Annotated in this window: 12 protein-coding genes; 6 read left to right on the top strand and 6 right to left on the bottom strand. The window is 46.7% G+C overall.

Annotated elements, in window-relative coordinates:
• Positions 1–3: 3 nt before the first annotated feature.
• Positions 4–696: an urease accessory protein UreF gene (locus QUA38_RS21150; protein WP_333165212.1), complete on the top strand. Its 693-nt coding sequence runs from the start codon at positions 4–6 to the stop codon at positions 694–696.
• Positions 697–725: 29 nt separating this feature from the next.
• Positions 726–1,322, top strand: coding sequence for an urease accessory protein UreG (gene ureG, locus QUA38_RS21145; protein WP_333165209.1), 597 nt, complete (start codon positions 726–728; stop codon positions 1,320–1,322).
• A gap of 70 nt (positions 1,323–1,392) precedes the next feature.
• Here the strand turns inward: ureG and murG are convergent, their stop codons facing one another.
• Positions 1,393–2,457 (bottom strand): undecaprenyldiphospho-muramoylpentapeptide beta-N-acetylglucosaminyltransferase, encoded by a 1,065-nt coding sequence (gene murG / locus QUA38_RS21140; RefSeq protein WP_333165206.1) that lies wholly within the window; start codon positions 2,455–2,457, stop codon positions 1,393–1,395.
• A 218-nt stretch (positions 2,458–2,675) separates the two neighbouring features.
• Here murG and QUA38_RS21135 point away from each other — a divergent pair, with 218 nt between their 5' ends.
• Both QUA38_RS21135 and QUA38_RS21130 read left to right on the top strand, forming a co-directional pair.
• Positions 2,676–3,581, top strand: coding sequence for a nuclear transport factor 2 family protein (locus QUA38_RS21135; protein ID WP_333165203.1), 906 nt, complete (start codon positions 2,676–2,678; stop codon positions 3,579–3,581).
• 181 nt (positions 3,582–3,762) lie between these two features.
• Positions 3,763–4,551 (top strand): SDR family oxidoreductase, encoded by a 789-nt coding sequence (locus tag QUA38_RS21130; protein ID WP_333165200.1) that lies wholly within the window; start codon positions 3,763–3,765, stop codon positions 4,549–4,551.
• Between the two features lie 954 nt (positions 4,552–5,505).
• On the opposite strand, the gene QUA38_RS21125 is transcribed toward QUA38_RS21130, so the two are convergent.
• Together QUA38_RS21125 and QUA38_RS21120 are read right to left on the bottom strand one after the other, a co-directional pair.
• Positions 5,506–5,727 carry a hypothetical protein gene (locus QUA38_RS21125; protein WP_333035640.1) on the bottom strand — a complete coding sequence of 74 codons (222 nt, stop codon included), beginning with the start codon at positions 5,725–5,727 and terminating at the stop codon, positions 5,506–5,508.
• Entirely contained in the window at positions 5,724–7,493 is a 1,770-nt protein-coding gene (locus QUA38_RS21120; protein WP_333165198.1) for a S8 family peptidase, read from the bottom strand. The genes QUA38_RS21125 and QUA38_RS21120 overlap by 4 nt, the downstream gene beginning before the upstream one ends.
• A gap of 254 nt (positions 7,494–7,747) precedes the next feature.
• Between QUA38_RS21120 and QUA38_RS21115 the strand changes: the two genes are divergently transcribed.
• Both QUA38_RS21115 and QUA38_RS21110 read left to right on the top strand, forming a co-directional pair.
• The gene (locus QUA38_RS21115) at positions 7,748–8,164 is read left to right on the top strand and encodes a hypothetical protein (protein WP_333035636.1); all 417 of its coding nucleotides are present in this window, start codon (positions 7,748–7,750) and stop codon (positions 8,162–8,164) included.
• A 287-nt stretch (positions 8,165–8,451) separates the two neighbouring features.
• Positions 8,452–10,161: a pentapeptide repeat-containing protein gene (locus tag QUA38_RS21110; RefSeq protein WP_333165195.1), complete on the top strand. Its 1,710-nt coding sequence runs from the start codon at positions 8,452–8,454 to the stop codon at positions 10,159–10,161.
• A gap of 271 nt (positions 10,162–10,432) precedes the next feature.
• On the opposite strand, the gene QUA38_RS21105 is transcribed toward QUA38_RS21110, so the two are convergent.
• From QUA38_RS21105 to QUA38_RS21095, 3 genes are all read right to left on the bottom strand, one after another.
• Complete coding sequence (locus QUA38_RS21105; RefSeq protein ID WP_333165193.1) at positions 10,433–11,503, bottom strand: patatin-like phospholipase family protein; 1,071 nt, start codon at positions 11,501–11,503, stop codon at positions 10,433–10,435.
• Positions 11,504–11,735: 232 nt separating this feature from the next.
• Positions 11,736–12,266 (bottom strand): peptidoglycan-binding protein, encoded by a 531-nt coding sequence (locus QUA38_RS21100; protein ID WP_333165191.1) that lies wholly within the window; start codon positions 12,264–12,266, stop codon positions 11,736–11,738.
• A 1,011-nt stretch (positions 12,267–13,277) separates the two neighbouring features.
• On the bottom strand, positions 13,278–14,111 hold an 834-nt coding region (locus QUA38_RS21095; protein WP_333165189.1), incomplete at its 5' end, for a HEAT repeat domain-containing protein.

Below are 14,111 nucleotides of genomic sequence, written 5' to 3'. Positions count from 1 at the left end.
TGTTTGTTACAGCTAGCTTTTGCACCTGTGGGAGCTTATAGTTATTCTGAGGGAATCGAAAGTCTGGTAGAAACCGGCGCGATCGACAGCGAGATTACTTTGAGGAATTGGTTAGAAAATTCGCTGCAATTCGGGGCTGTTCGAGTTGAAGCCGCTGTGGTGGTAAGGGCTTTGAGGGCGGCACAGATTGGGGATTTGACGGCTTTGAATTACTGGAATGCTTGGGCGACTGCTACTAAGGAAACAGAAGAGTTGCGCTTGCAAAGTTGGCAAATGGGGCGGACTTTGGTCAGGTTGCTGCTGGATTTGCGTGAAGCGAAGCTATCCCGCAGGGAATCGCCCGTTTCTTCTGGGTTAACAACAAGTGTAAAAGATTTGGTGGAATTTGGCGGCAATCAGTGCAATTTTGCGATCGGCTTTGGCATTGCCGCCGCCTACTGGCAGATTGAAGAGGAAGCGGCCGTGTTAGGATATTTGTATAGTTGGGCTGCCAATTTGGCGAGTGCGGGCGTGAAGCTGATTCCCCTCGGTCAAACAGCCGGTCAACAGTTACTGTTAGATTTGCAGCCTCAAATTAGCTGTACGGCGCAAGAAGTTTTAAAATTAGAAGATGATGATATTGCTAGTTGCAGTTGGGGATTAGGACTGGCTAGCATGGCGCACGAAACTCAATACACTCGGTTGTTTCGCAGTTGAAAATCTAAAATCTAAAATCTAAAATCGCTATGGGTGCTTTTCGTGTAGGAATTGCTGGGCCGGTTGGTTCGGGGAAAACTGCTTTACTTGATGCTTTGTGCAAGGCGCTGCGGCAGCAATACCAGATTGCGGTTGTTACTAATGATATCTATACTCAGGAAGATGCACAGTTTTTGGTTCGGAGCCAAGCTCTGGAGAGCGAGCGAATTTTGGGCGTAGAAACGGGAGGCTGTCCTCACACAGCCATCCGCGAAGATGCTTCCATTAACTTAGTAGCTATAGAAGAGTTAGAACAAAAATTCACTGATTTAGATTTAGTGTTTGTCGAAAGCGGCGGCGATAACTTGGCCGCAACTTTTAGCCCGGAGTTAGTAGATTTAACAATTTACGTAATCGATGTCGCTGCAGGCGATAAAATTCCGCGCAAAGGCGGGCCAGGAATTACTAAATCTGATATGTTGGTAATTAATAAAACAGACCTCGCACCTTATGTAGGAGCAGATTTAGGCGTGATGGAACGGGATACGAAAAAAATGCGCGCCGACAAACCTTTTGTTTTTACTAACCTGAAGACTAAAGAAGGATTAGAATCAGTAGTTAAATTCATCCACTCCCATATCATGTAAAACATCAACCTTCATCTGCGTTAATCTGCGTTAATCAGCCTTCATCTGCGGTTAAAACTCCTAAAAACTATCACCGCACCACCAATTCCCTCACCAAATTAGCCAAACGTTCTGTACTGTCTGTCACCGCTAATTGAGCAGCAGCTTTAGACATTTTTTCCAAATATTCGGAATCTCTTAACAAATACAACACTTTGCTTTGCAACACATCTGCTGTCAGTTCACTTTGACGGAATACCACGGCGGCGCCGGCTTTAGCAAATACTTCCGCATTAAATCTTTGGTGGTCGTCAGCGGCGTGAGGAAAAGGAATTAAAATAGAAGGTACCGCCGTCACTGCTAATTCTGTTAGAGCACTCGCGCCCGATCGACTAATTGCTAAATTCGCTCGCTGCAACAAACTCGCCACATTGTCGTAAAAGGGCATCGACAAATATTGCTCGTGTTTCAAACTCTCAGAATCCGGGTCATTATTTCCGGTGAGGTGAACCACCCAAGCACCCGCCTCAAACCAAGCCGGAGCACACTCGCGCACTAACTTATTGACTGCGACAGCACCTTGAGAGCCACCCATGACTAAAATTACAGGTACGCTGTCAGGAATTGGCAAATTTAGAGGTTGGGGGGCGAGGAATTGCGATCGCACGGGCGTACCAGCAACCACCGTTTTGGCGCGGGGTAAATGGTGGGCTGCTGCTTCAAATCCGATCGCCACAGCAGTGCACAAAGGACTAAACCAGCGCGTCACCTTCCCCGGAATTGCATTAGATTCGTGGAGAATCACCGGCAAACCCAAAGAACGGGCCGCTAGAATTGCCGGTGCTGCGATGTAACCGCCAGTAGTAAACACTCCCTGAAAATTTCCCGATTTGAGCAACTTCCGCACCTGAAGGATCGAGCCGGCGAGTCCGCCCAAAATTCGCAGTGTACCGAGTCCAAATCGCTGCTGAAAGCCTTCAACGGCGATCGTGTGGAGGGGGTAAAGGGATGAAACTAACTCGGTTTCCATGCGGTCTGGGACTCCTAGCCATTCGATCTGACAGTCGTTCAACTGACTAGCGGTGGCGATCGCGGGAAATAAATGTCCACCAGTGCCGCTAGCTGCAACCAACAACCGGAGGGGGGCTTTTGTCAAGGTATTTGTTTCTTTTACAAGTACAAGTTCCACAGGTCGAGCGATTTTATATTTGAGGTTTTAGATTATTATGCTTATTATTCCGGCAGTTTCAGCCAATTATCAATCAGCAATCTAAAATTAGATTGTGCCGTGTCCGTCCTTCCGTTGTCAGTTTTCGTTGCAGGCGAACAGTTGCCCGCGCCACGACTCCTGACAAATAACCAAATTATCACCTAATGCGTAATTTTTTGAATTTAGTGCCAAGTGTATCTCAGTATTTTTCCAGCCGTCGGGACGAAAAAGCCGATCGGGCGATCGTTTTTGGCTTTAACTGGGGGCAGTCGATCGCTCCAATGTTGTTATTTTTAACAGTGGTAAGTGCTGGCGTGCTGCATCCTAGTGCCGCAAGAGCGATCGGCGCGATCGCGGCGACTCCCCGAACGATCGCCCAAACCCCTGCAAATGCGCCTGCGCCACTCACAAAAGTGCTAACAGAAATTGACGCAGCGGCCAACCGGCGCGATGTCAAAGCAGTCATGGCATTTTACAGCCCGAATTTCACTCATTCTGACGGCTTAAACAGCCAAAGCATGGCCAAAGCCCTCACCCAACTCTGGGATCGATATCCGAGTTTAAATTACCGCACCGAGATCAAATCTTGGAAAACCGAAGGTAGCGCAATTCTCGCAGAAACCATAACTACAATTGCCGGCACTCAAAAAAAGGATGGCAGAGAATTAACTCTCAAAGCTACCATCCGTTCCCAGCAGCGCTTTGAAGGTGAAAAAATAGTTAGTCAAGAGATTTTAGCCGAACAAACTCAGCTTAGTTCGGGCCAAAATCCTCCCACAATTCAAGTGAATTTTCCGGATCAAGTTAAGGTGGGTCAAGAGTACCATTTTGATGCCATTGTTAAAGAGCCGATCGGGGATGATATTTTAATAGGAACTGTTTTGGAAGAACCCATTACCGAAAAAACTTTTTTTAATCCCTCAGAAGTCGAGCTGGAGTTGCTAAATTCCGGGGGAATTTTTAAAGTAGGTAAAGCTCCGGCTACGCCAGAAAATCGTTGGGTTTCAGCAGTTTTGATGCGACAAGGCGGAATTGCAACAGTGAGTGTGCGATTGCGGGTTGTCAAATAATAAAATAGGTGTTATGGGTTATTTGGGTAATTTCTGTAGTGGCGGTTTAAGTAAAATCTCTAACACCAATGAGAGAACAAGTTAAACCTGCCTCTACAATAATGATGGTTAATTGACCAGACTTAATCTTATACCAACTCAAAATTTTTTCCCTCTTCCCTCTTCCTTCTGATTATTAAAAATGATTTCTCTCCAAAACCAAATTGTTTTCATTACAGGTGCGAGTAGCGGTATCGGAGCAGCCTGTGCCAAAATATTCGCCAAAGGAGGAGCCAAACTAATTTTAGCAGCCCGCCGCCTTGAAAAGCTCGATCGACTGGCAAACGAACTTGTAGAAACAAAATCTATCGCATCGGCGAACCAGATTTATTTGCTCGAATTGGACGTGCGCGATCGCCTGCAAGTGGAATCGGCGATAACTGCGCTTCCCGATGCCTGGAAAAGCATCGATATTCTGATTAACAATGCGGGATTGAGCCGTGGTTTAGACAAACTGCACGAAGGCAACTTCCAAGATTGGGAAGAAATGATTGATACCAATGTTAAAGGCTTGCTTTACATGACTCGCGCGATCGTGCCGGGAATGGTAAGCCGAGGCCTCGGCCACGTAGTGAATATCGGCTCAATAGCAGGCCGCCAAGCTTATCCGAAAGGTAATGTTTATTGCGCTTCCAAAGCAGCAGTGAGAGCTATTTCCGAAGGGTTGAAACAAGACCTTTTGGGAACACCAGTGCGGGTGACAGAAATAGAACCCGGTTTGGTGGAAACAGAATTTAGCAATGTCCGGTTTCACGGCGATTCAGAAAAAGCCAAAAATGTGTATCAAGGATTAACACCGCTGACTGCTGACGATGTAGCGGATGTGGTGTATTTTTGCGCGACCCGATCGCCCCACGTCAATATTAGCGAAGTCTTGCTAGTTCCGACAGACCAAGCTAGTGCAACTCTGGTTCACCGAAAAGAGTTTTGAGTTTTTAGTGGTAAGTGTCCGGATTGCGCTCGAATTCTCAGGAAGCTTAATTGGTAGATGCACCCTGATTAATTAACTCCCGACCAATTTTGGTCGGGTTTTTTTTGGCGATCGCACCCTTAGCCACACCTTCTCCAAAATTCTGCCAAAGTGTCCTGAAAGATGTGCTGTGAGGCGGGAGATTAAATTAGTAGATGCACCCTGATTAATTAACTCCCGACCAATTTTGGCCGGTTTTTTTTTGCGATCGCACGCTGAGCCAAAAATTATCCCAAATTCTGCCAAAGTGTCCTGAAAGAGGTGCTATGACACGGGAGACTAAATTAGTAGATGCACCCTGATTAAATAACTCCCGACCAATTTTGGTTTGGGGTTTTTTTTTGCGGTATCGACGGTGATGCTGAAAAAGTTTGAGGTTGTCCGGATGGCGCTTGAATTCTCAGAAAGCTTAATTGGTAGATGCACCCTGATTAAATAACTCCCGACCAATTTTGGTTTGGGGTTTTTTTTTGGCGATCGCACCCTAAACCACGAATTTTCGTAAATTTTCGCAAATTGTCCGGAACAGGTGCACCTCGAAGCGGAGACTAAATTAGTAGATGCACCCTGATTAATTAACTCCCGACCAATTTTGGCCGGGTTTTTTTTGCCGATCGCAAGCTGAGCCACAAATTTCCGCAAAGTCTACCAAAGTGTCCTGACAGAGGTGGTGTAAAGCCGGAGACTAAATTAGTAGATGCACCCTGATTAATTAACTCCCGACCAATTTTGGTTTGGGGTTTTTTTTTGCCGATCGTAGGCCCTCGTCGCCAATTTTCGCAAATTCTGCCAAAGTGTCCTGACAGAGGTGGTATGAGGCGGGAGATTAAATTAGTAGATGCACCCTGATTAATAAACCCCAGCCAATTTTGGCCGGGGTTTTTTTTAGCTCAAAAGCTGCATTAACCAATTAGGCTAAATCGCCTCAAAAGACTGCACCTCAAGAACCGGGCCGATCATAGCAAAAGTCATCACATCCTTGCGGACTTCACCTTTAACACTGACTTTCAAACCAGCTTTTTTCAAGTCAGAAGGAGCATCCTTAAGTTCGTAAGTTTCCCCATCTTCGCCAACCAAAGCCCAAGTACCGGGACCCAATCCTTTGCGTTCAATTACACCTTTGACAGTAATACTCATGCCGATCGCACCTCTGTTTTAATTGCTAAACGTGCCAATCCAAAACACAGTAAAGCATTGACAATCAAGAATGTTTGTGATACCAAACCTGTGCCCAATCCCCAGACTGCGGGAGACACAAAAGCATTCACCGCTAAACTGCTGGCAAAACCGATCGAAATTGCGATCGCGATCCATTTCCACTGTTGATGTCCCAACAGTAAAGCAATCAAAATCCCAGGAATCAAAACGCTAGCAAAAAAGGGATTCAGCATACTGCTGCCATTAATTGCACCGCCGAGTTCGGGAATAGAACTGCCCATCACCCGCATCGGCCACTGCGGCAAGTCAAATACAAACAAGTTCCGCAGGAAAAAGAACCCAGAACTGCCAGCCATCAAGCCACCAGAAAAGCCCCAAGTCCACTGGAACGGAAAATAATTCCGCATAAAGAAAGCCAGCAGGTAAGAACCGAGCACCATTGCAATTTTAGGCAACAGGGCGACTGCACCGCCGTCAATCCAAAAGCGGGGGTTGAGATACCCGTTATCGCGCAGCCAGCGGAAGAAATCGCGGAAGTTGATTTGTCCGCGCTGGGCTAGCTGAACTGCTGCGGCTGCGTCTAGGTGTCCCGAACCAAAATGGTTTAACGGATCTTCAGTGACAGTTCGCGAGGACTGCAAGAGTACGCTGCGAATGGCGTCTGGTTCTGTGATACCGGAAGCCTTGACAAGGGCTGCAACGGCTGCAACGTGGGGAGAAGCCATGCTAGTGCCTTGGTAGCCTTCAAAGACTTCCGCGCCTGTTTCCGGGTCGATCGTACTTTGCAGGATCTTGCCCATTTCAGAACCGCCGGGGGCTGCAATATCAACCCCTGCGCCGAAATTGGAATAACCAGCTTTTTCGTCGTCGGGGCCGAGGGCGGAAACGCCGATGACGTGCGGATAGCGGGCGGGATAAGAAGCGGAACTCTCGCCGGAGTTGCCGGCGGCTGCGATGATGACAACGCCTTTAGAGTGGGCGTAGTCGATCGCCTCTTCCATTAACTGACTTTCGCCACCGCCGCCGAGACTCATGTTGATGACATCTGCGCCGTTGTCAGCAGCAAATTTAATTGCTTCGGCGATGTCGGAAACCGTGCCGCCACCGCTGCCGCTTAACACTTTTAGCGGCATTAAAGCTGCTTCGTAGGCGATGCCCGCAACGCCGTAATTGTTGTTAGTTGATTGGGCGACAGTACCTGCGACGTGAGTACCGTGGCCGTTGTCATCGTAGGCTTCGGCGCGATCGTTTACAAAGTCGTAGCCCGGTACAAATTTGGTTTCTTTTAAGTCAGCGACTGGAGTAATACCCGTGTCAATTATCGCTACTGTTGTGCCGCTGCCTTTGGTTTCGTTCCAGGCAGATTCTACGTTGATGCTGCGGAGATTCCACTGCTTGGTATACATGGGATCGTTGGGAATCTCGAAAGCGCTGTAGACGTAGTTTGGTTCAATGTATTCGGTATCTTTAGCCAAATTTGATTTTCTCAGGGCGTTTAGCAAAGTGCGATCGCCCTTAACTACATATACATTGTCGCCCGCTGAGAATTCGCTGTTGAGTTGGGGTGCGACTTGATACTGTTGGGCGATCGCATTTACTTCTTTCGCAATCTCAGCAGCACCCAAATCTTCGCGGAAATCAAGCACAATCGAGTCGTAAGTGCCTTGAGTAGCAAGTCCTGGGAAATTAGAAATCGCCCAGCCGAGCCCGATTAAAAATAAGCACAGAAGGAAAAACTTTTTCATGGCCGATCGTCCGTTTAGGGAAGGCTTGTTCACCACAATAACCCAATTTTCACCGCCAGCGCCAGTTTTCCTTGCTGCGACTTGTGGGGATCTCGCACGCGGGGGTTTGGTAGTTTTTGGCGGTGGCTGTTGATCAATCAAAAATTGCTCTAATTTCTAATTTAAATTGCAGAGCAAGTTTTCTAACTTCAATTAATTGTATCATTAGAGAAGATGAGAAACAGAACCTGGACCATTTTCAACAAGGGTATTGCATGGAAAGAGGTTTAATGTGGCTGCCGCTGCTGGCAATTTTTATCGGGCTGGCTTGGGCAGGATGGAACGAGTATCAAAAGCTGGAAGCGTATCGCGTCTGGGCCGAACAATTCGCTAAAGCCAAGTACGATATTTACGCTGTACTCGGTCAGCAAGAAGACAGTTTAACTTGGGGAAAACCTACTCGCAGCGGGCCTGTGAATTTGCAAACTTTTTCTTTAAAAGACGTGCAGTCGCTGCGGTTGTTAGTCAACTCTCAGGCAGTTGATTTAGAATCGCCGCCGAATTCTGGGAGTCCAATCGCCCTCGAATTTTTGTTGAAAGATGCTGCTGCGGTGCAGGTTCCTTTTACAGAAATTCCTCTAGCGACTAAATGGGGAAAACACTTGCAGCAAGAATTGCAGCGCTTTAGGTAAAAACACTCTCCGGCGGGGCCGCGTATCAGATATGAACTCGGCTACTTGAAGTTACAAAAGTCTGTAAAACTGGTAGTAGAAATAGAACTTACGCAACAAATCCTTTAAAGTGCCATCTATAGGGGTACAGTACCCACGGATCACCCGGAGGACATGAGTTCTTGCAGTAAGTAGTAGGAGTAGTGTCCCCGTGCCTAGACCGCTCGTGTTCCGTGCGTACCTTAGAGTTAAAGTTATTGAACCGCGCGTCCTAAAACAGCTAAATTGCCAGCCCCCCAATCTGCGGAATGCAAACACAAGAATTTTTACAGCGCTATCAACAGGGAGAGCGGAACTTTGGTCACATTGACCTCAGCGGCGCTAGTTTAAGCGGTGTTAACCTGCGAGATATAGACCTCACTGGTGCTAACTTGACCGGCGCTAATTTAAGCTGGTCTTTTTTGAGCAATGCCAATTTGATAGGGGCTTGTTTGCGCCGCGCGGATCTTCGCAGTGCGGGGCTAGCTGGGGCGAATCTGAGCGGCGCAAATTTGAGCGGGGCAAATCTTGCTAAAGCGGATTTGCGCCTTGCTTGTTTGGCAGCAGCAGAACTCAATTGGGCGGCGTTCCCCGAAGCGGATTTGGGCGGTGCTAATCTTCAAGGAGTTAAATCTGACCAAATTAATTTTGCTGGGGCTAAACTCGACGGCGCGAAGTTGATGGCGGCGGAATTGATGGAGGCGAATCTCAACCGCGCCAGTCTTGTTGGTGCTAATTTAACGGGTGCTAATTTGCGGGAAGCGCATTTGGTGGAAGCGAATTTGCGATCGGCAATTTTAATCGGTGTAAATTTGATTGAATCTGACTTGAATGGCGCTCAAATGCGATCGGCAAATCTGACGGGCGCTGACTTGCACCGAGCTGTGCTGGCGGGGGCGGATTTGACTGAGGCGGTGCTGGATAACGCTGATTTGAGTCGAGCTAATCTGGCGGGTTCTTATTTATTGAAAGCGAGTTTTAAGAAGGCACTTTTGCTGCGAGCTAACTTGCAAGGAGTGTATTTACTGCGAGCTGATTTGAGCGAAGCAAATTTGCGAAGTGCTGATTTGCGGAAAGCTGATTTGAGCGGCGCTTATTTGATGGATGCGATGTTGGGTGAGGCGGATTTAAGAGAAGCTTGTTTGATTGAGTGCCGTTTGATTCGGACGAATTTGGAGGGGGCGCAGCTTACGGGTTGCTGCATTCAAAATTGGCAAGTTCAAGATGTCGATCTGTCGAGAGTTGACTGCAGCTATGTTTTTACTCAGTTTGATTATACTGCGAAACTTGCGGCCAATCGCTTTCCGGTCGATCGCGATTTTGAGTCGGGGGAATTGGGGCGGCAGCATCAAGAGGACAGTTCTATTGTGAAGGTGTGTTTTGATGAATCTCCTAATTGGGAGGCTTTGGTTTTTACGCTGCGTCGCGTCGAGTTGGAAAGCCGCGAACTCAAATTGAATGTTCAATTGTTTGATTCTGCAGGAGAACAAAATTTACTGAGGTTGAGCGCGAACCGTTTGGTGAACGGCAAGATTTTGGGGGATCGCATTTTGGAGCTTTATCCAGATATGTTGGAAAAGGTTTTAGCCAAGGGCGCTGAAATTTTGAGTTTGCTCGACTTGGCTATTCCTAGTAACAGTGCAGAGCCGGCGGAGCCGATTCACAAGGAAATATTGCTTAGAAGACAGGAAATCTACCAGCGAATGGTGCGCCAAATTTCGTTTATTTTGATGTCTCAGACGCCGGATAAATTCTCCGAAAGTGTTCAGCGGCTGTTGGATTATTTGAAGCAGCAAGGTATCCCGACAGAGCAGATTCAAAAGAAAGTCATCAGTCAGGCGATCGTGCAGCGGGCGAAGCAAGATCCGGCTTTTCGGGAACAGTTGCTCACGTGGGAGAAAACGGCGTCCGATCGCGTTCGTGGTTCGATGATGGGGGAAGCGGTGCGGTATGCAATTACCCTTTTGATCAATTATTAACAGTTAACTGTTAACACTTGAAGCCAGAGATCGGTTAATACCCGCACTTGCTCTTCTGCGTCCGAAACTGCAAGCATTGTGCAGCGGCGCAAGCAATACCAAGTTTTTCCCGATCCGTGGCTCAGGTGGGAGAAAAGGGCTTCGGATTGCTATCGGTGTTCGGTAATGGGGGAAGCGGTGCGGTTTGGGATGCCCTTTTACGGGAAGGAATACACACAAAATCTTACCCCCATTAAAACTCCTCCAACCAGAGTTGGATTTAACGGTGCGGTTAATTAGAATATAGTTCAGTGTCCTCCTTCAAAAGCTTACACAACTCATCCAAATCTTTCTTACTGTGTTCAATCAGTTTTTCACCTCGGTTCTCTAGGTACTCAATATTACTTGGACTTGCGTTGTCGATTTGATCGTGACCATTATCGCTACTCAATTGAAGTTGAAAACGATAGTAGTTTCGGTTATTTTCTTTATCTCCTTTAGTCACCATTAGCTGATCGAGTTCATAAGCAACCGATTCGCTTTGGCCATCTAGAACAACGTTAATTAAGGGAATAGCCCATTTTAGTTGACCCCAATTTTTTGCTTCTTTATACTTATATTTCTTAGTTAGTGATCCCGTACCTAAAGAAACAACAAGGGTCTCAGTACGTTGTAGTTCTTCACCAGTCTTCTTCTTGTAAGAAATCATCGCCTCCATCATTGCAAGTGAGGAAGGATTATTTGCAATAATTCCGCCGTCTACCAAAGCGTAATATCCCTCATCGGTATGATGTCCCGTTTCGAGTTGGTAGGGTGGAAAGAATGTCGGTGCAGCAGAAGTTGCCATTGCTGCTTCCCACATTTTGAATCCTGTACATACTTTCCGGCTCTCAAAACTCTTGATTTCCTCTGCATCCCGATTGCTTGTAAAAAAAATTGGTGCTCTGAGTTCAATATCATAGCTGGGGATGAAAATTTCTCGTAATGCCTCTTCAACCTTAGCTTCACCTAAAAGCTCCTTTAAAACTTGTTGCCTACCTTTTGGGTTGTGCTTGGGTTGTAGCAAATCATCAAAATCCAGTGGAACATACTCATTAAAAATCTTTTGTCCATATTTGCGATAGAAGTTTACAAGTTCGGCAGCGGTATACTCTGGCTCACGATTGATGCTAGAGTCTGAGTTCTTTCTAGTTAAACCCAGTGCTAAAATTCCTCCTGTTGAAGTGCCTGCAATAAAATCAAACATTGTTGCTATGCGTTTTCCTGTGCGCTCTTCAATGTAGTTGAGAACGATCGCAGGAATAATACCCCGAATACCACCACCATCAATTGATAGAATTCTTCTCTTGAATTTAGGACCCATCACATTTACTCCTTTAGATATTGCTTAAATTATCAAGTGAAATGAAACAAAATTATACAGCATTAAAATACCAACAGCCCACGTCATCATATGGTTTCCGGTTGCATCGAAATAATAAAATCGAGTCAACAGTTAACAGTCAAAAAAACATTTTTCGAGCAACCAGTCAACAGTCAAAAGTCAACAATTATTTCCCTCGTGCAACCGGAATTTATATGAATCCAACCCGTCGTTAGTGCGGTAACTTGCTCAGGGCGTGCCAAGTTCTATAGCCGACAATTCCATCTTGCGGTAAAGCCTTGCTGAGTTGCAATTGTCGCACTGCTACATCTGTCATTGTCCCGAAGAATCCGTCAATGGAGCCGAAATAATATCCATTGATTTTTAAGACATTCTGAACAATTTTAACAGCATTACCAGAACTGCCCTTCATGACTATCGGCATATTCACAGGTGCACCAGAGTATAGTGTTTCCCAAGTGATAGGGCCGACAATCCCATCTTCTTTTAAAAAGACGCGGTGTTGATAACCTTTGACCGCGTTTTGAACTTGCACACCGAAGATACCGTCAATCGGGCCGAAATAAAATCCCCAATGATATAGAAGCTGTTGTAGTTCCTTGACAGCTTGACCTGTTGAACCCATTTGTAAAGTGGGTTTGTTTACTCCAGTGGTTTCAGCAAATGCCAGATTTGATTGAGCAGTAGTATCGGCGACGAGAGCCATAGTTTCATTGTTCAAGCTTTTTTCTTCGGTGTACATAATGTGGTTCCTCTCAACATTTAAGTTTTAGTCTTTGATATTTCAGGTATAACTGGTGGGCTTTGTGAATGCACAGTCACTTTTTGGAGTGTCACTCATTTGAGTGTCACTCGTTTGAGTTAGTCCCAGTGTTAACTGTTAATATCTCTTCTGGCTGTGCCGGGATGATATTCTGAAATAATCTTAAAAGTGCAACGAGGACAAGTTATGCCTGAACTTCTAAAGTTGGAGTCTCCTCAAACTTCAGAAAGAAGAGTTGTCTAAACTTTATCGTCAAGCGTCGCCTCCAATTGAACGGACGCGCTACCAAATAATTTTACTATTGGCAACCGGACGAGTTACAGAAGGTTTTGCTTCGGCCACGAACTAAGGTCGTAACTCGATATATCGCGAAATTTACTTGTTACAATTCATATTATTTCAGTGCTGCCAAGTTCTTCTTAAGCAACCTTCTTTGATTAAAGAGCTCACTTGTTTTCACGGGTTGCCAAAAACCATAGCTAGATCATTCCGGCACAGCCGGAATTGATATCATCCGGATAACCGCAGGAGATATCAAACAACGCCGAGATGTCGCCACCCTGCTCAATTCACTCTGACCACGGGCGAGAATTCACAGCCTGAGCAATCCGCCCCCCTTGTTTCTCAACTGCCACCAGTTCGTAAGTCGCCAGAGTCTTATTAATCCGCGCTAAAAAGCGAGCATCGCACGGTAACTCTTTACCAAGGGTGGAATAGCAGGTATGATTAATTTTCTGAAGTGCCTAAAGGATTGTTTGCAGTTATATCAATTCTGGTAGCATCGGAATAGTAAAGTCCAGTCAACAGGCAACAATCCGAGATGGTTAAACCGGAATCCATCTAATTCCTCTGCGTTAATCTGTGTTTATCTGCCTGTATCTGCGGTCAAAAAAGAAAATTTCTCCAGCCGCAGATGACAAGGGATTGTGCTGATTCACGCAGAGATCGAGAAGAGAGATAGGAATAATTCCGATGCTAACAGATTTGATCTTACCAATCTTGGCTGCGGAGCCGGCGACAGGCTAGGGCGCGGATTTGCTCGTCGGCGTCGGAAACGGCAAGCGATCGCAACAACGGCACAACTCCCGGATTTTCGGGATAATGTTCGATAATCGCTTCGAGCGCTGTAAATCGGGGATTGTAAGGGAAAGAACCGTTTTGATTGTCAACATCGCTCAAAGCTCGATCGCGCAAAAACTCAAACATTCCCGGCTCGTCTTTCCATCCCCGCATTAACTCTACCAGGGCGATCGCCCGCACCTGCGAATCTTCTTCTTTTTGAGCTCTAATTTTCAGCCACTCGAAAGTTTGAGACTGATTTGTCCACCCACGCGCTAACTTTTGCAAAGCGATTTGCCTGACAGCGGGACTCTCATCGCCCTCTGCTTTAGCCTCCAGCAGCATCCAAGTTTCAGGATTGTCTGGCCAGTTGTAAGCTAGTTCAAGCACGGCTGCTTGCCGCACCAGCGCTTCCCCAGAATCGAGCTGAATTTTCACCCAAGGCAAGGTTTCCGGGTCGTCGGGCCACCCCCGCACGATCGATCGCACCAGCACGCTCAGCAGGTGAGAATCATGCTCCAACTCGACCCGGCTTTTGAGGAAAGGCAGCGTCTCGCCCCGGTGAGACCAGCGTTTTGCGATCTCTTCCACCGCAGTTTCTCGGACGTTGAGGTGTCTGTCTGACTCGGCGAGATTTTGCAACCAGCCAAAAACTTCAAGACTTCCTGACGCCAGTGCGGCGACAGCCTCCACTACTACTTGTCGCACAGTCCAGTAATCTTCGGAATCAGCTATTTTTTGCAGCAGGGGCAGGGTTTCTGGGTG

Origin of the sequence: Microcoleus sp. Pol12B4 (assembly GCF_036701385.1) — a bacterium.
Lineage (GTDB): Bacteria > Cyanobacteriota > Cyanobacteriia > Cyanobacteriales > Microcoleaceae > Microcoleus.
The sequence above is the reverse complement of the archived record's forward strand: the minus strand, read 5'-3'. Positions and strand labels throughout refer to the sequence as shown.